This is a genomic window from Colwellia sp. BRX8-5 (assembly GCF_014077325.1).
Lineage (GTDB): Bacteria > Pseudomonadota > Gammaproteobacteria > Enterobacterales > Alteromonadaceae > Colwellia_A.
Genome location: NZ_JACGVR010000029.1, coordinates 1 through 23,137, shown reverse-complemented (window position 1 = coordinate 23,137; position 23,137 = coordinate 1). Strand labels below are relative to the sequence as shown.

Genomic DNA, 23,137 nt, shown 5'->3' with positions numbered 1-23,137 from the left:
GGGCGGCTTGGTCATAATATTAATGTTTATTAGACTGCTCTGTGTTGTTATTACAGCAAAAGTGATTATTTTAAAAATATATTTTAGTGATTTTATTGTGAATATCATTGATAGTTTTTTATCTTGTTTTTGAATGATAGAAAACGTCTAATCCATAGGCTAGTAAGCATTCTTGCAGTGATGTATACAAACCAACGACAGCTTATTTTATCGTTGGCTTGAAAGCAGAAAACCGTAAATATTCTCTTCAAGTTAAGGTCATGCGGTATGTCAGTGCATTGACCGGTGTTGAGTGAACTCAGAGAATGTTGTGGTCGTGAAGACTAAATATCGGCTGTCACGACCCTAAGTTATCGAGATTAAACGTGGAGATCACCCTTTACCTTGGGTGCGATTTCGATTGGATTTAGCGCTAGCATTCTTTTCAATAAACTTTTTCTCAATAAACTTGAAGATCATGGTGGCAACATCCTTTTCAGTCGCGGCTTCAATACCGGCTAAACCCGGTGAAGAATTTACTTCCATGACCACTGGGCCACGTTCGGCGCGCAGTAAATCAACGCCACAAACGTTCAGCCCCATAATGTTTGCTGCTGATACGGCCGTTGCTCTTTCTTCTGGGGTCAGTTTAACGAGTACCGCTGAACCGCCGCGGTGTAAATTTGATCTAAATTCACCCTCGGCGCCTTGACGCTTCATTGCGGCAACAACACGGTCTCCAACAACAAAACATCGAATATCAGCACCACCGGCTTCTTTGATAAACTCTTGAATTAAAATATCAGCATTTAAACCCATAAATGCTTCAACAATCGCTTCTGCTGATTTAGTTGTTTCAGCAAGTACGACTCCAATACCTTGTGTACCCTCAAGTAACTTAATCACGCAAGGTGCGCCACCGACGTTCTTAATTAAATCTTTTACATTATCAGGACGATTAGCAAAGCCTGTTCTTGGTAAGCCGATGCCTTTTCTTGACAGGAGTTGCATAGAGCGTAACTTGTCTCTAGAGCGACTAATCGCTACAGATTCATTGACACTAAAAGCACCGGTCATTTCAAATTGACGGACTACCGCGGTGCCATAGAAAGAAATTGATGCGCCAATACGCGGTATAATAGCGTCGTACTGTGGCAGCTCTTTACCTTTGTAGCGCACAACAGATCTATCACTAGTGATATCCATATAACAATGCAGTGTATCGATAACGTCAACTTGGTGACCCAGCGCTTCACCCGCTTCTTTTAAGCGACGAGTCGAGTACAACTTCTTGTTTCTAGATAAGATTGCTATTTTCATGTTTGATTTCCTGTTTTTATAAAGAACAATAATCTATAGACTAGACTGTTTACTAAATAGTCACAAAAAATAAAAGATTTTTTGACAAAGGCGGTAAACAAGCTCAACTTTATTGTGCATGTCAATATGACCATTTGAAATTTCATCTGATAAGTACAGCATATATAGTAGACCGATGATAAAGCACCGTCTTCTTTTGGATTAGCCTTATAAAACTACAAATTCAATGGTTTGTGTTGAATTGGTCGCGAGCCTTTAATGATAGGTATAAAGCCGATATGACATCACAAGAAATTTTAAAATCAGCAACATTTAACTCGGCTGATTTAATGGCTATATCAAAGCGTTTATGAACACTTGAAATCAGAAAAGTTGCTGACATTATTACCATGCACGCTAGCCCTTTCGTTGATATTAATGAATTATTAGCTGTTGATTTTGTAATGAAGTCAGATTACGTGCTCAAGTCTAAGTAATGGCGTAACCCTTAATAAAAAGCCTGTTTAATCTTTGTTAAACAGGCTTTGTACTTATCATATTGAGTGATGCTGTTTATTGCAGGACTACCATAAAAAGCATGGCATTATTTTACGCTAAAGCGTCACTTCTTCTGCGCTGCTGACGGTTTCGGTGATTTGTTTACGTTGGTTCATTCTCAAGGCTAAATACAAATCAGAATGCACATAAATTCCTTCGTGACCTGATTTAATCTCTGCTTTTACAAACCACGCCAACAACTGTCTTTTTCTGCCAGCAAGCTCAAGGCGAACACCGCGCTTTCTAAAAATAACCTCTAAATCTGATAGCATCGCCATCACACTTAAGTCTAAATGAGTAAAACATGGCACCGCATCAATAATTACACACTCAATGTCATCTTTTTGTCTGGCATATTGTTCTAACAATCGGCGTTTAAAGAAACTAGAGTTAAAGTAAGTTAAAGGCGAATTAAAACGATAAATAAAAATACCGTCCACCGCTTTCGCCTTATCACTGGCATCTAAACTTCGCACTACACCGTTGATATCAACACCGAGTATATGGTCGGTGGGGCGCATTACTGTCCTAATAAATTGGAATAAACCTAGTAATACAGCAAGGGTAATACCGGGAATAACACCAATAAATAACACCGCCAATAAAGTGGTTAAGGTTAAGTAAAATGCTTGTCGGTCTTTTAGTCTGAGTTTCCAGACCATCTTCAGATCTAGTAGGTGTACAGAAGCAATAATCAAGACAACCCCCAAGGCGGCACTGGGAATAAATTCAAGGGGTGCAGTAAAGAAAATAGCAATAATTGCAATAATGGCTGCGGCTATAATAGAGACTAATTGGGTTTTTCCGCCATTGGCATCATTGACTGCGGTGCGAGAAGAGGCGCCACTGACGGCAAAACCCTGTGATACAGCCGACGCTAAATTAGCAATACCTAAAGCCATAAATTCTTTATCTGCATCAACGTCATAGCCATTCTTTGCGGCAAAGCTGCGAGCGGTGAGCATCATGCTAACAAAACTTATTATCGCTAAGTTAAGTGCTGGCATAACAAGCTCACGAATAACACCGACATTAAATTCAGGTGTTTGAAATAAGGGTAAGCCCCCCTCGACAACGCCAATGGTTTTTATACCAAACTGCTCTAATTTAAAAAGCCATACTAAGGCTGCACCCAACGCAATGGCAAACATTGAAGCAGGCCAAGTGGGCTTTAGGCGTTTCATACCAAAATAAATAGCCAGGGTAAATAAGGCGATAGTTAATGTTGGGAAATGTGTTTGTGCTAAGTAATCAGGGACACCGCCCAAACGTTCGAGCAGATACCTTTCATCAAAGGTAAAACCAAATATTTTAGAAAATTGACCAACAATAACTGTTATGGCAACACCATTTAACAGCCCCATTAAAATAGGTTTAGACAAGAAGTCAGCCAATACACCAAGCTTAAAACGACTGGCCAGAATGCACCAAAAACCGGTCATCGCTGTCATGGTAATAACTAACTGCCAATGCTTAGTACTGTCGCCGGCGGCTAAAGGGGTGATCAGTGCCGCAATAACTGCACAAGTTGCCGCATCAGGCCCAACGATTAATTGCTTAGAGGTCCCAAATAATGCATATACCATCATAGGTAATACACAGGAGTACAAGCCTACTACGGCATTAACTCCGGTGAGTTGTGCATAAGCTATAGCAACCGGTAATGCAACGGCTGCAACCGATAATGCCGCTTTAACATCATCAGCAAACCAACTTCTTTCATAGTTAAATAAGGTGTTTAAACCTGGCATAAAATCATACAAACGTGACAACACAATAGCTCCCTTATTTAGTGCTCAGCGATGCTATGCGTTTTGCTAATGGCGGATGACTCGAAAAGAGTGCGCTCATTTTACTTGAGCTAATGGCAAAAGCTGACATTTCGGTCGGTAGCTGGGGCAAGTTTTGTAGTTGCTCTAGTTTACTGAGTGCGGCAATCATATTTTGTCGGCCCGCAAGGCTTGCACCACCTTCATCTGCTCTAAATTCTCGATAGCGAGAAAACCACATCATTATCATAGTCGCTAATAAGCCCAATACGAGTTGAGAAACTAATGAGACAATCCAAAAGGCAGGTCCGTGACCACTTTTTACGTTAAATACATTGCGGTCAACCACATGACCGATAATGCGTGATAAGAACACCACGAAGGTATTTAAAACCCCTTGCAGAAGTGTCATTGTTACCATATCGCCATTGGCGACGTGGCTTATTTCATGAGCAAGAACCGCTTCTACCTCATTTTGACTCATGTGACTTAATAAGCCGGTGCTTACCGCGACTAAGGCATTATTTCTACTCCAACCCGTTGCAAAAGCGTTCGGTGAAGGATGATTAAAAATACCGACTTCAGGCATGCCAATATTGGCTTTAAGGGCTTGTTCTTGTACTGTTTTGAGTAGCCAGCGCTCGGTTTGATTATTCGGCGTCACGATAACCTCGACGCCCATACTTCTTTTCGCCATAAACTTAGAAATAAACAAGGAGATAAACGAACCACTAAAGCCAATAACCGTGGCATAAATGAGTAATGATTGAAAATTAAGGTCGACGCCATTTTCTGCCAACAAGCCTTCAATACCAAATAAGCTAAAGGTAATACTCAAAATCATCATAATGGCAATGTTAGTGGCCAAAAATAGTAAGATTCTCATTTTTTATCTCTTCATTTTGCAATAATAATGCCTTTATAGACAAGGCTGTTAGTCAAATAGTCACAAAGTAATTTAATCAAATAGTGGGCAAGTAATCAAAGTATATTTATTGATAATAGGCGAAGTGTTAAAAATTTATTCGGGTGTTTTATTTAGACTGAAAATAAGCGATGTGCTGACTGGTTTTAGGTTTTACTCTGTCTGCATTATCAATGATTTTTTTGTGTTTAGGGTTAATGTGACTTTATTTTACTTTCACGAGTCTAGATAGAGGTGGAAAATTATGATCACAATATTAAGAATACAAAACATTTAAAGGAAAGATATGAAAGCTCTAATTTTACTGATTGCTATTGTCATGGTTGCTCCTGTTCACGCAACGCAAAATATATTCAACGTGCTAGTGCAAGATACAAACTTAGTGAAAGATATTCGCGCTGAGGAAGAAAATATTTGGATTAAACTGGCAGCCGCTAATCTTGCTGATGAAATAATTATACGAATTTCAAGTAAAGATAAAGATTTATATCGTCCATGGTTTAATGGCAGTGTTGATCTTCAATCAAAAGGTTTTCGTGGTAACGATATCTGGTCTGATAGACTTCAGACCCAAGCTAACTTCGTAGAGTATTGGCACAAAGGTCGGTTAGTTCTTCATCTTCAGCGCAAGTAATGACATTTTTTGAATAGAGAGTCATCATTTTTTTAGTCTGTAATTTAGTGGCAGGCTAAATAGTCCTACCTTTTATATAGGGATTAAAAACGTTAGCTCATATATTATGGTCTATTCGGTTTTAATCCCTGCTACTTTTTTAATTTTTTTTAAATAAAGAATAAATCGTTTGTAACGTCTTTTTAAGGCGAAGTTGGCGGTGTTACTTTTACCGAGATGTTTTGTGCTTGCCCTATACCTTTTAACAAGCGACCTAGGATGTCAGCGCCGGTAATAATACGATGAGGTAAGTCTGTCCAAACGATAATAGCATCAGTATGTAAAACGTCGTCTGAGGTTGGTTCAGCATCATGCACTGATTTTAGTTTGTTCATCGCTTCGCCCAAGGTACATTTTGGATCGCGAATAATAACGGGGCGATGACAAAATTCGTAAGGGTCAATAGGGTTATTTTCTTGTGTTGTTGCGCGAACAAATCCATCTGCATCTAACAATAATAAAGGTACACCGGCTTCACTTTGTATCAATACCCATTTGTGTCCAGAGTTATTAACTACGCTGATAAAGTCTTTGAATTCGGCACTACCGTATGCTGGTAATATTGGGAAGTCTAATTTGCTTGGCATACTAATAATACTGGCAGGATCGAGTAGTTCGCCTTCCTCAAAAACGGTGATGTTCTCAACTTGTAGAAAATTGAGTGCGCCACGGCCTTGTACATGCTCCATGTCGGAATCATCTGAGTCGATATGCGCTTTTATAATTGCGGCAAGTTGTTTTTCTCGATAGTAGGTAATACCTTCTTTTCCTAACCATCCATCTAGAATTAAAGCGGTTAACTTGGCAACCGGAAAGAGTAGTATTTGATAAACCTTGATAACGGGTGTTAATTTTGAGGCAACTTGGAGAGCGTTACGCGAAAAGTAAGCTTGAGGAATAATCTCACCTAAAAAAGTAATCACTATGGTTGAAAATAAGAATGAGTATATACCGGCGAGTACCGAGCCAGAAAGCAGAGTCAGTAAAACATTAATAGAAACATTACCCCAAAGCACGGTTGAGAGTAAAAAGTTTGAATCTTCGCGCATAGATAAGATAATAATTGCATTTTTGTTGCCTTGTTTTGCTTCTACCTCTAATTGCAGTCGGCTTAGGCTGAAAAATGCTAAGTTTAATCCAGAAAAAATGGCAGATTGAGTAATACAAAACCCAATGCCTAACCAGATTATTATGTCGTATGTCATGTTGAACTCTCTAAAGTTAGTTAAGTGCAATAGCACGTTAATGCAGGTGAAATGGACTAGCACGGACAATAAAAGTTTACTTGGCGATGGTTATCACGCGCAGCTATCTATATAGACGAAAAACAAGCGATATAAGTCACATTTTTATTGAGTAGGACGATTAATTCTTACTGTGCTGCTATTTGATTATTACCTAAATTAAAAACTTTATGAAAAATAGTTATTTGGGTGTGACCAATTTTTCTCATCATACGTCTATATTATTATCGTTATGTTTACCCAAATATATCAATCGCGCTAACTCTAAAGGGAAACCGAGAATGACCACTCAAAACCACCATGATTGGCAAACCGCTTTATCATCAAGCTATGAGCAATTAAATAACACTTTAGTGTTGCATGTTCCGCAACTGATTGGGGCATTATTTCTTATTCTATTAGGCTGGATCATTGCTTGGCTATCGAGCAAATTAACATTAACAATCCTAAAGTTTATTAGCCGGGTATGGCAAAAAGTCGCTAGAGAGACGGCTATAACAGCAGTGACCGAGATTAAATCTTCTCATGCGGCGGTTATTAGTAAAACCATCTTTTGGGTGGTTATGCTATTTTTTATTGCGGCAGCAACATCGAGTTTAGGGCTCGACTTTTTCTCTTCATGGTTAAGTACTGTGCTTGGATACTTCCCGCAGTTTTTAGCCGCAGTATTTATTGTTATGGTCGGTTACCTTTTGGGGAATATTGTTGGTGTGATGATTGAAAGTGCTGCAGAAGCCTCTTCATTTAGTCAAGCTACGTCTTTAGGGAGTCTTGCCAAGTTTTCAATATTCTTTGTTGCATTAGTGGTTGGTATTGAACAACTCGGCATTAATATCCAATTTATCACTACGTTTATTATCGTCGTGGTTGGGGTTTTATTATTTGGACTGGCACTTGCGTTTGGCCTTGGCAGTAAGGTATTTGTTGCCAATATTATTGCTGCAAGACAAGCCAAACGTTATTTTAGGCTCAACGAATATCTTAAAATAGCCGATGTTGAAGGAATTTTGATTGATATAACACCTACTATGCTACTGCTAGAAACTGAAGACGGACGCGTGTTTATCCCTGCCCGTGTCTGTATGGAAAACAAAGCGGGTGTGGCTGTTGTTGTTGAATGTAAGTCAACGTCAGCAACAACTCAGTCATAAGTTAAGTGGTTATAGAAAGGCGAATTTTAATGGCTAATCACAATCTAAAAATCACTATTCATTTCTTTAATGAAGAACCACTTGCTGCAGCGCGAAAACTCGACCTTATTGGCGCAGAGAGTGCGGCAGAAATATTACAAGAAGTTCCTATTTCAGTGGTCTCAAAAGTCATTTGCGCGATGCTACCCAGTGCTGCGGCGAAAGTGCTTGTTTTAACCGCGGATGATTTTAATTATGCCCTTTTTGAAACGATTGAATTAGCAGATACTGCCGCTATTTTGCGTTATATAAGCGTTGAAGAGAGAAAGCGCTTAATTGAATTGATCCCTAAAAGCCGGCGAGCTCTGTGTAAATTACTGATCAGTTATCCTGAAAACACTGTCGGTGCATTAATCGAAACCAATATCTTAGTCATCGACAGTCAAATGACGGTAGCAGAAGCAATACTGCGTGTTAAAAAACAAAACCACTTTGATAGTCACGAAGTATTGATCGTTAACAGCAAGCGAAAAATAGTAGGTAAAGTGTCAGTTTTTGACCTGCTACATGCCGCGTCTGCAACGCGTATTTCAGCGCTAGTTAATAAGCATGTTGACACGGTTAATGGGTTATCAGACGTCAGTACCGTTTTAGCTCTCGATATTTGGCAAAAAACTGACGCCATTGCGGTGATTAATCGTAAGAAAGAGTTTATTGGTATTCTGCGTCATTACGATTTGCGGGCTTTCATCGCACGAAATGAAAAAGTGACGACTATACCACTGTCCTTATCGTGGGAAGTCGCCGATGCTTATGGTTATACGCTTCGCTCATTATCTGAATTATTTATTAACACTAAATAGCCAAATGACTCACCTTTGGCTTATTTATCTGGAGAATACCTATGTTATCAGCACAACAAAGTGTTAAAGAAACGACTCAGCTATTAAGTCAGGCGTTTTTGCTTAACTATCCACTTAAAAGCGCTCGATATCTAGAAACATTTGCTATAGAAGATGCCGCCGAGTTGTTGGAACAACAGACAGTGATAACAACCTTAGGGCTGTGGAAATATATTCCTCCAGGTGCTGCTGACAGCATTTTTTGTCAACTGAGTGAGCAATACTCAAATAACTTGTTAAGTCATATGGATAGCCACTTGGCAGCAGCACTGATTAGTAGGCAATCTGATGAGCAGCAAGAGAGAATTTTTAAGCAATTAAGTACCGCATTGGTAGACGACCTTAAAGAGCTACTTATTTATCCTGTTAATAGTGCTGCTCGATTGATGAATCGTCAGGTTAATGTGTTTTATCAGGATCTAAAGGCCAGCCAAGCATTGAATGCATTAAAACAAAGAGCGTTTAGTGGTCAAGATGTTATGTACATTCAAGATAACGATCAAATATTAGTGGGGGAGGTCGACATTGCTGATTTGCTCAAAGCGAATGCAAATACGACATTGCTTTCTTTAGCTAAACCGGTTAAAACGACCCTCAATGCACTGGACAGCAAAGAGCTAGTTATTGAAAAATTTGAGGGCTATCGCTGTCGAGCAATACCTGTTTTAGATGCTCATCAGCAAATATTAGGCTTTATCAGGTTCTTTGATGTCTACCAAACGACTAAAGAAGACTTGGCCAGTGATATGCAGACTATGGTGGGTGTTAGCAAAGATGAACGGGCGTTATCAACGAGTTGGTTCGCGGTGAAAAAACGCATGCCTTGGTTACAAATAAATTTACTCACCGCCTTTGCTGCAGCGGCCGTGGTGGGAGCATTCGAAGGTTTGATTTCTGAGGTTACCGCATTAGCTATTTTATTACCTGTTGCTGCCGGTCAGTCGGGTAATGCAGGAGCTCAGGCATTAGCGGTAACTATGCGCGGTTTAACACTCCGTGAGATAACGACTAAACAGTGGCGTCAGGTTTTAATGAAAGAAATGGCGACAGGGTTGCTTAACGGTTTGGCAACGGCGGTGACTTGTTCTATCGCTGTCTATTTGTGGAGTCAATCACTTGGGCTAGCAATAGTTATCGCTTTGGCAATGATATCTTCTTTGGTTATTGCCGGCAGTGCGGGTGCAGTAGTGCCTATTTTACTGAAAAAGTTAGGTATGGATCCCGCTCAGTCTTCATCCATTGTATTGACTACAATAACCGATATTGCTGGTTTTATGTCATTTTTGGGCATCGCCTTATTACTCTCAGATATGTTACCAAGGGGTTAGGACATTATTACTTAGCCCTATATAATTGATTCATCTAGGCTTAATTCACTTGAGCTTATAATTTTCAATCTTTATTACTTTATTAGGAATGTATGCTCAAAGAATTATTGATACACCCGGTTTTTATTTCATTGTTAGTGCTTGGTTCGGCATTTAGTTTAAAGGTGCTCGTTGACATTTTAGCGCACAAGCGCGCGGTAAAAAAATCTTTAGATGTTAGGAATACCTCACACAATATTAAGCACCTGATTAACTTTATTATGGTGTTAATGTTGTTATTGGTCTGGTCGACTGAAATTCAAAACTTTGCTTTATCGGTGGCGGCTTTTGCGGTGGCGATTGTGCTTGCCACAAGAGAGTTCATTCAATGTGTGATCGGTTTTGTCTACTTAGTGACAACCCGACCTTTTAGGATCGGTGATTGGGTACAAGTAGGAGATTACTGTGGGGAAGTAGTGGAAATGGACTGGATAAAAACCACACTGCATGAGATTGATATGCGGACTTATCAGTTTTCAAGGAAAACAATTTACCTCCCTAATAACAAGCTCATTACCAGTGCGATAAAAAACTTAAATTTTAACAAGCGTTATGCGACCCACCATTTTACCATTATCCGCAAAGAAAGTTTTAACCCTTATCCGATTTATGACGCGATCGCTAATAACGCTAAACAATATTGCCAAGAATTTCATGAAGTGGCTAGTCGTTACAACACCGTAATTGAAAGAAAGTTAGAAGCCAAAATTTCTGGCCCTGATCCTGAAATACATTTCAGCACTACAGACTTAGGTGAGTTTATAGCAAATTTCACTTTGTTTTGTCCTACTGAAAAAGCATTAACAATTGAGCACAAGTTAACTGAAGACTTTATGGGGCTTTGGTATAAAGAATTTAAAAAACAAAGTACTTAAGGCTCAATTACTTTTTATTCAGCCGTTTAATTTCTTTATGTGAGCCGTTTACATATTGTCTCATCGCTTTTAAAAGGTTATTGAATAGCGGTTAAGCCGCTAATAAATTTGATTCAAATTTGTTCAATGCTCGGTAGTAGCACATTTTTACGGTACTTTTATTGATATCTAAAAATTTTGCAATTTCACTCAGTGGTAGGCCTTTAACAAAGTGAAATTGCAAAATGTTTTTCTCTTGATGATTGAGTGTTTTGATTAACGTATTAAATTCCAAGGGTGACTCAACAGCTTCAACGAGTTGTTCAGCATATTGAAAACTATCGTCTGAAAAGGTCGCTCTATACTTGCTATTACTGCGATAAAAACTGGCACAAACATTGGCTGCTATTTTCATCACCCATGTTTTTAGGCTACTTTTTCCTTCAAAGCGGCTATAAGCTTGGTAAGCTTTAAACAAAGTGTCCTGACAAGCTTCTTCTGCATCAGGTAAATTGTGAAGGTAGCTTTGGCAAAAATTTAATACCTGCGTTCTTAAACCTTCTAGTGCGTGGCTTAATGCTGATTTTGACAATGTAGCTTTCGTCGCTGGGGTATTTTCGACAAGTGTATTGATAAGTATGTCCCTAAACTAAATAAGTCATTAGTGGCACAATTTAGGTAGGTAATATTAAGCTCAGCTTAAGCTTGTAGATATTATATTGTTAAATAAGAGAAAAACATTGAGTTAAATAGTAGCTAAACAGCTAAACAGCTGAACTAAGCGTGATTAACAGCAAGGATTTCAGCATGATAGCTAAAGATTAAGCCCTTTTACCTGGGCTTTGTTTGATTGCTATCTTGTTGAATAGCATCAATTTCTTTGAGTAAATCGTCAGCATCTACCGGTTTACTGAGCACTGTTTGTACAACTTTAAGTGCTTTTTGATGCACGGTTCTTTCTGTATAGCCGGTTAACATAATAGCGGGGATATACTTTTCAGCGTCAATACGGATTTGTTGCACAACTTCAATGCCACTTTCTCCCGCATCTAAACTATTATCTGTAACTATGATATCGGGTATTTTTTGCTGCTCATCAATGACCTGTTTTGCTTCAACCGATGAACTTGCGGTGATAACTTGATAGCCCTCCATGGTTAAAAGCGTTGAAATACTATCAGCGAGTTCATCATCATCTTCTAAGTAGAGCACCATGCAATTGTCTTGTTCTGGAAATTGCACGATATCATCATCCTGGTTATTTAATTCATCTACCGCGCTATTATTAACCGGTAGCTGAATTGAGAAAACAGAGCCTTTACCTATTTCTGAAACTAAGGTTATTGGGTGGTTCATGGTTTGGGCTAATGCTTTAACTAATGCTAGACCAATACCAAATCCTGAGCTGTTATTGTGTTGAGAGGGAAGCTGATAAAAGGCATCAAAAATAGACGCTTGTTTTTCTTGCTCAATACCCGGACCCGTATCGCTGATAGCTAATATTAAAAAGTCGTTCTCTTGGTTGGCTGATACCCTAACTTCACCTAGATGCGTGTATTTTATGGCATTACCAAGTAGATTTCTTAAGATTTGCAACAACAAGGCACGATCGCTAATTATGGTTACTGGCGATGTTTCAAAAACTAAATTGATATTTTTTTCAGCCGCTTGTAGTGCAAAATCACTTTTAAGGGTATCAAAAATATCTGTAATTTGAATTTTTTTGAAAATTGGCTCAATGCTCCCTGTTTCCAATCGGTCTAAATTCAACAAGCTATTGAGCAAAGTGTTCATATCACTAATAATACGTTGGATACGTTTTAATTGAGTTTGTGGCAATTGTTCTTTAGATTGTCTGACGAGCACATCAATAAGGCTACTTATTTGTTGTAGCGGCTGGCGAAGATCGTGGCTAGCCGCTGAAAGAAAACGACTTTTGAGTTGATTTGCGGCCTCAGCTTCTTGCCTAGCTTCAGACAGGTTGGACGTACGTTCTGCCATCTGTTTTGCTAATTGTGAGTGCACGACAACATTTTTTAAGACAATCAGAAAACATTGAGCAAGTATTAAAAGCGGGTCAACAACCGGTTCACTTCCCTTGGGACAATTATTCCAACTTACCCATATTGTGGCGATAAGTTTTTCATCTTTAATAGGGATCACTAGCACAGCTTGATTTGGACTGTTATTCGGTAAAAATTGCGTCAATTCAATTGCTTCGTTTGGGCTCAACCAGAAAAATTCATCGTCAGTATATTTCTTGGCTAAGTTTGACGTTGTCTCAAATGAATGCGCTGTCAATTCATCACCAGCGACTAAAACCGTGACAAAATCTGCATGACTTAACGCTGTAAAGGCTGCACACACCAGTGATTTAGCCGTTTGTATATCTCTTGCTCGAGAAAGACGTTTTATCCAAGTGGTGATCATTTGCATGCGGCTAGCGGACCCTTAATGTTGCATAAATATATGAATTGTAATGTCATGAGCTTTGTAACACTAGCTAGCTAGAATATTGACTATTACGTGTACTCTAACGGCTAAGCCTTTCAATTCGCTTGATTGTGAGAGAATTAATCGCCCTTCATGTAAAGACGTGATGCGATCGCATATCGCTAAACCTAATCCTGTTCCCTTTAATTTTCCGTCTTGAGATTTCTGAAAGGGTTTAACGATCCGAGCAAAATCACTTGCAGGGACACCTAACCCTGAATCTTCTATTACAAAGCTCAATTGCTCGCCGACTAAGGTCAAAGATAGAGACACGATACCTTGAATAGGCGTGTTATTTAGCGCATTAGTGTATAAATTATCAAATAAGATCGCTAAATGCTCTTCGTGAGACCCTATGCCTAGTGAGTCAATGGCCTCATCGATATTGAGCAAAAGCTTTATGTGGCGCTCATTTTGAGTTTCTTGATGGGATTCGATAAGTCTCGTTATTATCTCGCTCAATATCACTGTTGAGCACTCTGCATTTGTTCTACGCTTTGTCAGTCTTGAGTAAATAAGGAGTTGTTGAACTAACCTAGAGCTTCTGTCTATAGCTTTGATAATACTATTTAATGCTTTTTGTTGTTGCGCTGGATTTTTCGTTCTTTGTGCTATTTGCGCTTGAATACGAATACCCGCTAAAGGGGTGCGTAATTCATGAGACGCTTCTGAGCTAAACATTTGTTCATGGGTAATTCGGTCAGACTCTAATTTTAGATGCGCGTTAATCACTAGCGATAATGCAATTAACTCACTAGGACAATTATTAAGGGGAAGATCATCGGTTTTTCCGCTTTCAAAGCCTTTAAGCTGTTTTGTTAACTGAGCCAGAGAGTCAGTAATTTTAGTAGGTAGGGTATTACGGTGAATGTTAATAAGCACAAACACCAGTAAAATAGTGCTAATAAAAGCAAGATAAAATATTGTCGTTGCGCCGTTGAGGTATAATCCTAAACCCAAAGTCAAAAAGGTGATTATCAGTAAGATGCTCAGTGGCCAAAGTAATTTTTCTTGAAACATTTTATCTTCCCTTTGTCACTACTCTGCGACGTGATAGCCAACATGTCTGACAGTAATCACTGCGCTTTTACCTAATTTACGGCGTATACCATGGATATGCACTTCAATGGTGTTACTTTCAGTTTCCATATTCCAGCCATAGAGTTTATCTTGGATTTGGGCTTTAGAAAGTATCAGTCCTGGTTTTTCCATTAATGTTTGTAAAATAGCAAACTCTTTTGGTCCTAATCTAACGGTTTCGCCGGCTTGGGTAACTTTGTGAGTGGCGGGGTCAAGAATAATATTGGCTGATTTGAAGAGTGGGGTGCCACGGCCACTTGCTCTTCTTTGTAGCGCCCTGATCCGAGCACATAATTCATCTAAATCAAAGGGTTTAACCAAATAATCATCTGCACCAGCATCTAACCCTTCAACTTTATGTGGTGTTTCGTCGTAGGCGGTTAAGATGAGTACCGGTACATCATTTTTATCTCGTCGAAGCTTTTTAAGTACATCGAGACCAGAACCATCGGGCAGACCTATATCGAGTAAAAGTAAATCATAAGGTGTGGTGAGTAATGCTGTTTCAGCGGATTCTTTAGTTTCAACCCAATCAACGGCGTAGTTATCCATTAATAGACACTGAACTAAACCATCACCGATGATCTTGTCATCTTCGACGATTAATATGCGCATTTATTACTCCGCTGACTACAAAACTATCTATGATAAAATGCTAACCTTAAGGACATATTAAGGCCTTTGCTTTATTGATTATTGATTATTGATTATTGACTATTGTTAAGGTTATTCAACGTTAATCAACACTCGGTGATATTTTTTCTACTGAGGCGAGATAACTAAATTCTGGATCGACCAACATTTCACCTTTCATCGCTTCACGTCCCAATAGCATCAAGTGGTTCATGCTTGACCGGTCGGTTAATGACAGTCTTACTGTCCATGTTAATTCGCCCATTACCGCCAACGTATTGATGATATAGCGACGTTCTTTTTCTCCGTTAGATGATTTTATACGTTTTCTATCGACTATCTTTGCCGAACATTTAATCGTTTTAGTGACATCGTGAGAATCAGGATGAAATTCAAAGTCCAACATGCCAGTGACTTTATTTTCAGAAATATGATCAACATGGAGCGATGAAGTTTGCGCGCCAGTATCAATGCGGGTTGCAACCTCAAATAGCTCTAATTCGGGTAAATCAATAGTTTCTCTAGCACCGACAAGTATTTTTTCTTTCATATTATCCATTTCATTATGTTGTTGTAGCAGACAAAATTATATTTTACGGCACAAGTGCTAAAACAATAGCATATCATTGTTATTAAGAAATACTACGCCAAAAAGATGTTGCCGTTGTCAGCAATAATGACAGCTCTTATTGTTATAAGCGCCATAACTGTTCGATAAGCATAGCTTTTTTATTACTAAAGTAAAGTAGGGTGGCTTGATTGTCCACCCATTTAAGGAGTGTTTTTCTGGGGGTATATCATCAAATTTGTTTGAAATTAGAAGGAAATAGGTCTTCTCTTCGCCGGCAAAGATGATGGTTCAATTGCTTGCTCTGCAGAAACAAAGGTTTCTTTAGTGTTTGATTTACTCTTTTTAAGCGAGCTTTTAGTTCCAGCTCCACTGGGCTGTGCAGTCGTTGATGACTTTTGTTTTGGAGTATGGGCAACTTCAAAAATTTCGCCATCAAATTCAACGGTATCGCCATGACGAATTTTCTTTCGTTTTTGAAACTCAACTTCATTGTTAACTAGAACATAACCTTCGCTGATCACTATTTTGGCTTCGCCACCACCACCGACCATATTGGCAATTTTTAGTAATTTACAAAGCTCGATTGGTTCAACCGAAATATTAATAATAGGGTGTGCAGACATGTAACGTTAGCCTAGTGATATTAAATTTAATGGCAACAATTATAACATAAAGAAGTGTGACAAGGATAAGGTATAGATTATTTAGTCGTAAATTTTATTATCGCACTTCGTCAATTAAAACAGGTCTTTTTAAAGCTCACTTAATATATAGCCTTGATAATTTAAATGCTTGGGTTAACGGTTAAGCTGACTTTCGGCTGATAAAGTTTCTGTCTCTAGCTTTTTTAGCGGCAGTTAGTCGACCGCTTTGACAAACTGATCAAACTTTATGGCCATTATTAGCCACAGCAAGGTTTACTTGGCTGAGGAATAAGTTGATGCTTTTTAAATGTTTTATACAATGCTAAAGTTTATAATTATGCCATAATCAAATTTACGGCGAACAGGGTAAATAACTTTATTACTTGTTAAGAAAACATGAAAAGTTGCAGAACAACACCATGCATCCTTCTATTATTAGTGGTGTATCGCATTATTTTTTTCTTTACCCGGACACAGAGGCTAATTTGAATAAACTTGAACAAAGTCAATTAAGTGAATTAGTAAAACGCTTGTACAGGTGCATGTTTGTCAAAGATGCTCAAGATGATAGTGGTTATACCATGGCTCTTTCGTTATGAGTATTTCACTAGTTGTTGCTGATGACCATGTGCTTATGCGCCAAGCATTAGTAAACTATTTAAAGGCAGGTAACGAGTTTACTATCTTGGCTGAATGTAAAGATGGAATAGAATTAATCAGTCAAACCTTAAAAACCGATCCTGATGTTGTGGTGATGGATATTTCTATGCCAAATATGAGCGGACTGGTGGCAATTGACAAACTATTGTCGCAACGCCCAACGACAAAAATATTAGTTTTATCCATGCACGACGAACTTGAGTATATTTTAGCGATGCAAAAAGCGGGTGCTAAAGGTTATATCCTCAAAGAGTCGTCCTCAGATCTTCTTATTCATGCTATTAAAGATGTTTATAACGGTAAAACCTTCTTTCCAAACTTATCTGCCAATAATTGTCAGCCGGCGTCCAACCCATTAGAAGTATTAACTCGGCGAGAAAGAGAAGTGTTTTTCTCAGTAATTGCCGGTAATACTAGTAAGAAAATAGCAGAATTACTCAATATGAGTGTAAAAACGGTGGAAAATCATCGCACCAAAATATATAAAAAACTGCAGGTTGGCAGTGTGGCAGAACTACTAAGAATGGCTAATAAAGCAGGTCTTCTTGAATAGTGCTTATTTTATCTCATTTAAACTTTGCTAGAGACAAAAAAACGCCCTACAAGGAGGGCGTTTAATGAACGTAAATGTTATACGTACTCTGCTCTACATTTAGCTGTTATTACTCTGCGTTCGAACTTGTCCCTGAGACAAAGTAATTTTTATCTATTTGATTAGCGATAATCGCATAGTTAGCACGAGTTACACCGTCTTCTGGATTAAATGTAGCTACCATTGTCGGTTGTAAATCAAATTGACCTTGCTCAAGGCTATAGCGAACACCTAACAGACCTTCGTTCAAAGCAATTTGCACATAACCGCGCATGTTATCAGCAATATCACTTTGGTCAGCAATCACGATTGATTCACCATGGTAATTAACCGTGATTTGATGCGCTTCGCCCAAGTCTACTGCCTCTTGAGTTTTACCAATCACTTGTACTAGGCTATAAGCTAAGTCAGCACGAGTCACAGCTGATTTTCCGTGGAAGTCGCCATTATTATCAGCCATCATCACGGGACCAAATTGTTGTTTAGCATCTTTCAATGCGGCACCTGACATAGCAACTGATTCAGCAAAAATACGGTATCTAGCGTTAACACCACTTAGGCTTATATCGGCCTCGTTATCTAAACTGCGATGCTGACGTACCGATGCTCCCATGACCAAGGCCTTAGCCAATTCTTGACGATTTAACATCGCATCAGGTGCAAAAGATCTAGCTGAACGACCATCCATAAGACGTTCAAGTACCGCTGTTTCTATTGCTACTTGCTGACTATGGCCTGCTACGTCATTCATACCTTCTGTGCCTTTGAAAACATCTTGCCACACCCAATAACTGATATGGTTATCACTGGCTTCTTCAGTTTGTGCCTGTTCGTCGTAAGCTGCAGCAGCAGGCGGCACTGATAAACCAAAGGCGTCAGTTTCCATAGATAAGCGCCAAGTACCCGCTTGTGCCGGAGCCGTTACAAACGAGTTACTGTCCCAAACTGGGTCGGTAGAATCGCCTTCAAAACGTTGTCCATCAGGTGCTACAAGCACAGCTTTAACACTTGTTAAGGCCGTTAAGCCAACATGTACGGTCTTTGCCTTGGCATCGACAACAAATTCAATCACTTGTGACTCTAGTGTTTCAAACGCTAAAGCACCTTCAGTAATTGCCACTGCATCCATATTAATACTGGCCGTGAAATGAGCATCTGCGCTGTTGTTAACAGATTGCTTCTGATCGGCATCGTATCCTTTGGCTGCCGCGACTGCCGCACGTGCATTAACATAGCCTGCCCCAACTTCCCAAGACTCATAACCTGGCATATTGGTCGCAGACTCTTTCATTAATTGCTTTATTTCATCGATATGTAGCGATGGGTTAGCTTCCATCATCAGCGCTGCGACACCTGCAGTGTGTGGTGTTGCCATTGATGTACCCGAGATACGGGTATAAAAAGGAATATGTGCTGGGTCAAGCACCAAATCAGCATCTCCGCCATTGGCAGCCATATTGGTTGATGAACGCGTTGATACCATGTTGCGCCCTGGTGCGACAATTGTGACTTCGTTAGTGTAAGTCCACGCCTTACCATCTGGCATGGTGAAATCACCGCTTTCATATTCTAAACCACGAGATGAAAAGTCGACTAAATTACCATTGCTATCGCCTGCACCTACTGACATTCCCCAAGGGATCTGAGCATGAGGGTTATTGCTATTTTCGCCAGAGCCCGAGTTACCCGCAGCAAATACCGATAAAACACCAAATTTGTAAGCTTTATATGACGCCAAGGCAACAGGGCCATTAGCATCAAATTTACCGCTTGAACCCCAAGAGTTACTCATAATACGCAGAGGATGTTCATAGTCATAAACGTGGTTAATAGCATAGTCATAGCCGCCAACAGCATCTAAAATAAATAAACCTAACCCTGAGCCGTAACCGACTAAATCAGCATCGGGTGCAACGCCTTTATATTTTCCATCAGACATAGCGCCCGAACCCGCTATAGTGCCAGCACAGTGAGTACCGTGGCCGACATTCAAGTCGGTATTAGGTTGGTTTTTAATAACAAAACCGTCTGTAATACCGGTTTCAGCGAGATCGAGTGAGTGTGTTGCCGCTTGCACGTTATCAACCACTACGTCGCCAAAGAATAAATCTTGGTGTGTTGCATCAATACCCGAGTCATTAACCATAATGGTTACGCCTTTACCGGTATATTCTATGCCGCCATTGCGGTTTGCAAACTCGGTACCTTGAACTTTGTCAACACCGGTAATTTCACGAGAGTTAGCATTAAAATACTCAAGCTTACGGTTTAACCATACTGAACGGACATCATCTCGTCCGGCAATCGCTTTGATTTGTGCAACATTAGCAACAACACCCATAATAGGTACGGCAGAAAACTGCACACCCTTACTGATACCTAAGGCTTTTAACGCCCGTATTTGACTTACTGATATTGGCTTCATTTGTTCAAATGTTACCACGGCCATAACTGTTTCTTCGCCCGTCATCGTCGGAAGCACTTGTGCCAGTTGCTCGCCAATAGCAGCATCAGCTAAAGCGTGCGTAGGTAATGTCATTGCCAAAGAGGCTGCAGCCAAGGCACTTAAGGTAAATTTTTTCATTATATTTCAAACTCCAATATGTTTAATACTTGTAGGTTAAATATCTTAAATATTTTTAATTGTTTTTAATTATTTAAATATTTTTATCACCTTTAGTCTCCCAACAAACCATTAAGATGAAAATAGGGGCTTACCCCTATTATTGGATAAATAACTGCGTAATTAGCAAACCTATAAGGTGAATCATTTTAGAAACAAAGTATCAGCGAGTTGATCGCATTAGTGATTTTAATCTAGCTAATAGTTCTGTAGATAGGGGGAACCCCCTATTTACTCAGCCCCCCTTAACTCGATAGAGTGCTTGAGTGAATTATATACACCCCTTAACAATAACTAGAACGAGTGAAATAATGAAAAAATTTACCTTAAGTGCAATAGCAGCAGCAACCATGGCATTAACTATGCCGTCTCAAGTTTTCGCTAACGCTGCCATTGGCGAGCAGTTAGCTGAGTTTTTACCGACTATGGTTGGTACTCAAACGGTTATGGCCGTAGTAACTTATAACCAATTAGAGCCGGTATCAACAACTCAACTAGAGCATCTTTCTGGACTAGGTATTAGTCAGGCTGTTCAGTTTGCTTCGGTTCCTGTTATTGGCGTAGTCGCTAACTTAGATCAAATTAAAGCCATTGCTCAACGTAGCGATGTGCGCTCGGTATGGTTAAATCGTGAACTTGAATACTTTAATTCTGATGCTCGTCAGATCACGGGGGTTGATGCGGTACAAGGTGAAGCGTTTTTAGCACAAAATGACATTGAATATACCGGTAAAGGCGTAACTGTAATGGTTAACGACTCGGGTATTGATGCTACCCATCAGGATTTATTCTTTGGCGATAAAGTGATTGATAACGTGCAAGGTCTAACGCATGCAAGTTTATTAAGCATAACGGGTGTAACCGAAGGTCTAATACTTAAGAACCAACCTAACACAGATACTAATTCAGGCCACGGTACCCATTGTGCTGGCACTATTGCTGGATATGGTACTATGTCAGATGGCCTTTACCCAGGCGCAGCGCCAGATGCTAAGCTAGTAGGCTATGGCTCAGGTGGTGTTATTCTTATTCTTGATACTATAGGCGCTTATGACTATGCCATTACTAAAGGTGATAGTTACGAAAATCCATTGCGCGTAATGAGTAACTCATGGGGTTCAAGTGGTAAGTTCGACCCGACTGGCCCCGTTTCTCTAGCTTCATATAAAGCCCATAAAATGGGAATATTATCTGTATTTGCAGCAGGTAACTCCGGCTCAGGTGAAGATACGCACAACCCTTATGCACAAATTCCTTGGGGCATGTCTATTGGCGCAGGAGAAAAAGATGGCACACTAGCTGGTTTCTCTTCACGTGGTTATAAGTATGAATCTGGCGAGTTCGATATGCCAGATGGTACAAAATGGACCTACAATAATGAAATTACTATCGTAGCTCCTGGTGTAGACGTTATTTCTACTCGTGCAGTTACTAATGCCGGCGCAAATGGTGGTGAAGCTGATGTAGACGCGATGGACCCTACTCATTTACCTTTCTATACCATGATATCAGGTACGTCGATGGCAACGCCTCATGTTGCTGGTATTGTTGCACTAATGTTAGAAGCTAATCCTGACTTAGATAACATGGCCATCAAAAAATTGTTACAAGAATCTGCGACTAATATGCCAGGTTACGAGCGCTTTGAAGTCGGTGCTGGATTTGTAAACGCCCGTGCAGCAGTAGCCGCAGCCAAAAACTATGATATGAACCACAGTGTCACGGTTAATAACCTACGCGGTAAAGTTTTCAATGCTAATACGCTAGTTGAAATTAGCGAAAAAAGCCCTGAAGGTTCTATCTGGTCAACACCCAATGGCGTCACAGAGCCACTAGGACTGCAAAACTCATTTGAATTTCAGGTTCACAGTGAAGCATTGTGGGTTAAGGGCTCTGCGAGCTCATTGGCTAATACGGCTAAATTAGTTTTAATTGACCCCGATGGCACTGAATACTTTGGTAACTTAACTTTACCTGTGCTTGGAACTGATATGCGTGTTACGGCACCTGCAATGGCAGGTACGTGGACGGTTCGAGTTGACGGACTAACCTCTTTGTCTGGCGTAAATCCAGATCCACTTGATCTAACTAATGGGCCAATGGCTCCTGAAAATTTCGATGTTAAAATAAATTTTGAAGACTTAATTGGCTTTGAAGGGGTAAACGATATAGCCGCTCATCGTTATGAAAATGCGATAAAATATGCAGTAAGCAAAAGACTAATGGATGGTTTTAATAACGGTAATTTCAACCCTGATGCAAAGTTAAAACGTAAAGACTTAGCTAAGTACCTAGTCATGGGCGGCGCTGTTCGTCAATACCGTGAATTAGACAACGAGCCAAAGCCAGAGCTTAATTCAGTACCTAGTGGTTACCAAGCGTTTATTGAATCGGTATCGGTTAACGGTGGCGCATTGAAAGATAGCTTGCGTGAACAGCAGCCAGTTATGCTTAGTCAAAATGGTGAGTTTGCACATAACGGTCGTGTATCTAAAGTAGACCTAGCTTACAGCTTAGTTCAAATTCTAGGACTAGAATCAATGGCTAAAGCGTTTGATCCTGAGAAAGATGAAATTACGGTTGACTATAATGGTCAGACTATTGTGCTAGCAGATCAAGACAGCATTGCCGACGATATGAAAGGTTATGTGCAACTTGCCATACAGCTTTCATTATTGAATGTTCACTTTGATGTTACTCAAGGTACTTACGACTTAACGCCACAGTTGAACGCTAGCTTTGGTGGAAATTATAAAGTCACTCGTGCAGAATATGCTTTAACTGCCGGTCGTCTTTTTGGTCAATACTTTCAGTAAGCTCTTTGGTCAATACTTTGAGTAATTACTTTCGGTAACTAGTACCGCATATTAATCAGGAGGCCATTTGGCCTCCTTTTTTTTACCTGTTAGCTACCCTTGCCACTCACACTGTTAATCATAGTTTCTGCTTTTTTCAGTATAGTTTTGATAAGCTAATGCTATGTTAAGCGATATCATTGACAAATTTTCCAAGTGATCTCTTGTTTGTTCTCTGCAGAGGTTGGTGAGCTGGTTCTATTTTTCTCGTTAGGTATTGCCTTGCAGTGATAGTCGAATTAATAGTTGGCAATTTGCAAATTGCAAATTGCAAATTGCAAATTGC

At 39.7% G+C, this 23,137-nt stretch carries 18 protein-coding genes; 7 read left to right on the top strand and 11 right to left on the bottom strand.

What is annotated here, in order from left to right:
* Positions 1 to 372: 372 nt before the first annotated feature.
* The 3 genes from rimK to htpX all read right to left on the bottom strand — a co-directional run bounded on the left by rimK (position 373) and on the right by htpX (position 4,491).
* A complete protein-coding gene (gene rimK, locus H4J62_RS15770; RefSeq protein ID WP_070373965.1) occupies positions 373 to 1,299 on the bottom strand; it encodes a 30S ribosomal protein S6--L-glutamate ligase in 927 nt (308 codons plus the stop codon).
* Positions 1,300 to 1,892: 593 nt separating this feature from the next.
* Positions 1,893 to 3,611: a SulP family inorganic anion transporter gene (locus H4J62_RS15765; protein WP_182217012.1), complete on the bottom strand. Its 1,719-nt coding sequence runs from the start codon at positions 3,609 to 3,611 to the stop codon at positions 1,893 to 1,895.
* A gap of 10 nt (positions 3,612 to 3,621) precedes the next feature.
* Complete coding sequence (gene htpX / locus H4J62_RS15760) at positions 3,622 to 4,491, bottom strand: protease HtpX (RefSeq protein WP_182217010.1); 870 nt, start codon at positions 4,489 to 4,491, stop codon at positions 3,622 to 3,624.
* 325 nt (positions 4,492 to 4,816) lie between these two features.
* Here htpX and H4J62_RS15755 point away from each other — a divergent pair, with 325 nt between their 5' ends.
* On the top strand, positions 4,817 to 5,164 hold the full coding sequence (locus H4J62_RS15755; RefSeq protein ID WP_182217008.1) for a hypothetical protein: 348 nt from the start codon (positions 4,817 to 4,819) through the stop codon (positions 5,162 to 5,164).
* A gap of 182 nt (positions 5,165 to 5,346) precedes the next feature.
* Here H4J62_RS15755 and H4J62_RS15750 read toward each other — a convergent pair whose 3' ends face one another.
* The gene (locus H4J62_RS15750; protein WP_182217007.1) at positions 5,347 to 6,408 is read right to left on the bottom strand and encodes a DUF21 domain-containing protein; all 1,062 of its coding nucleotides are present in this window, start codon (positions 6,406 to 6,408) and stop codon (positions 5,347 to 5,349) included.
* Between the two features lie 320 nt (positions 6,409 to 6,728).
* On the opposite strand from H4J62_RS15750, the gene H4J62_RS15745 reads away from it, so the two are divergent.
* The 4 genes from H4J62_RS15745 to H4J62_RS15730 all read left to right on the top strand — a co-directional run bounded on the left by H4J62_RS15745 (position 6,729) and on the right by H4J62_RS15730 (position 10,721).
* Entirely contained in the window at positions 6,729 to 7,598 is an 870-nt protein-coding gene (locus H4J62_RS15745; RefSeq protein WP_182217005.1) for a mechanosensitive ion channel family protein, read from the top strand.
* A gap of 29 nt (positions 7,599 to 7,627) precedes the next feature.
* Positions 7,628 to 8,440, top strand: coding sequence for a CBS domain-containing protein (locus H4J62_RS15740; protein ID WP_182217004.1), 813 nt, complete (start codon positions 7,628 to 7,630; stop codon positions 8,438 to 8,440).
* Positions 8,441 to 8,481: 41 nt separating this feature from the next.
* Complete coding sequence (locus H4J62_RS15735) at positions 8,482 to 9,807, top strand: magnesium transporter (protein ID WP_182217002.1); 1,326 nt, start codon at positions 8,482 to 8,484, stop codon at positions 9,805 to 9,807.
* A 92-nt stretch (positions 9,808 to 9,899) separates the two neighbouring features.
* On the top strand, positions 9,900 to 10,721 hold the full coding sequence (locus H4J62_RS15730; protein ID WP_182217001.1) for a mechanosensitive ion channel family protein: 822 nt from the start codon (positions 9,900 to 9,902) through the stop codon (positions 10,719 to 10,721).
* Between the two features lie 91 nt (positions 10,722 to 10,812).
* On the opposite strand, the gene H4J62_RS15725 is transcribed toward H4J62_RS15730, so the two are convergent.
* From H4J62_RS15725 to H4J62_RS15700, 6 genes are all read right to left on the bottom strand, one after another.
* Positions 10,813 to 11,292, bottom strand: coding sequence for an RNA polymerase sigma factor (locus tag H4J62_RS15725; protein ID WP_182217000.1), 480 nt, complete (start codon positions 11,290 to 11,292; stop codon positions 10,813 to 10,815).
* Positions 11,293 to 11,531: 239 nt separating this feature from the next.
* Positions 11,532 to 13,136, bottom strand: coding sequence for a hybrid sensor histidine kinase/response regulator (locus H4J62_RS15720; RefSeq protein WP_182216999.1), 1,605 nt, complete (start codon positions 13,134 to 13,136; stop codon positions 11,532 to 11,534).
* A 63-nt stretch (positions 13,137 to 13,199) separates the two neighbouring features.
* The gene (locus H4J62_RS15715) at positions 13,200 to 14,213 is read right to left on the bottom strand and encodes a HAMP domain-containing sensor histidine kinase (protein ID WP_182216998.1); all 1,014 of its coding nucleotides are present in this window, start codon (positions 14,211 to 14,213) and stop codon (positions 13,200 to 13,202) included.
* An 18-nt stretch (positions 14,214 to 14,231) separates the two neighbouring features.
* Positions 14,232 to 14,888: a response regulator gene (locus tag H4J62_RS15710; RefSeq protein ID WP_182216997.1), complete on the bottom strand. Its 657-nt coding sequence runs from the start codon at positions 14,886 to 14,888 to the stop codon at positions 14,232 to 14,234.
* Between the two features lie 121 nt (positions 14,889 to 15,009).
* Positions 15,010 to 15,456, bottom strand: a complete 447-nt coding sequence (locus tag H4J62_RS15705) for a RimK/LysX family protein (RefSeq protein ID WP_220465981.1) — start codon at positions 15,454 to 15,456, stop codon at positions 15,010 to 15,012.
* Positions 15,457 to 15,722: 266 nt separating this feature from the next.
* Positions 15,723 to 16,100 carry an RNA-binding S4 domain-containing protein gene (locus H4J62_RS15700; RefSeq protein WP_070373952.1) on the bottom strand — a complete coding sequence of 126 codons (378 nt, stop codon included), beginning with the start codon at positions 16,098 to 16,100 and terminating at the stop codon, positions 15,723 to 15,725.
* Positions 16,101 to 16,716: 616 nt separating this feature from the next.
* On the opposite strand from H4J62_RS15700, the gene H4J62_RS15695 reads away from it, so the two are divergent.
* Complete coding sequence (locus tag H4J62_RS15695; RefSeq protein WP_070373951.1) at positions 16,717 to 17,334, top strand: response regulator transcription factor; 618 nt, start codon at positions 16,717 to 16,719, stop codon at positions 17,332 to 17,334.
* 109 nt (positions 17,335 to 17,443) lie between these two features.
* On the opposite strand, the gene H4J62_RS15690 is transcribed toward H4J62_RS15695, so the two are convergent.
* Positions 17,444 to 19,957, bottom strand: a complete 2,514-nt coding sequence (locus H4J62_RS15690; RefSeq protein WP_182216993.1) for a S8 family serine peptidase — start codon at positions 19,955 to 19,957, stop codon at positions 17,444 to 17,446.
* A 350-nt stretch (positions 19,958 to 20,307) separates the two neighbouring features.
* Between H4J62_RS15690 and H4J62_RS15685 the strand changes: the two genes are divergently transcribed.
* A complete protein-coding gene (locus tag H4J62_RS15685; protein ID WP_182216991.1) occupies positions 20,308 to 22,812 on the top strand; it encodes a S8 family serine peptidase in 2,505 nt (834 codons plus the stop codon).
* Positions 22,813 to 23,137: the final 325 nt, after the last annotated feature.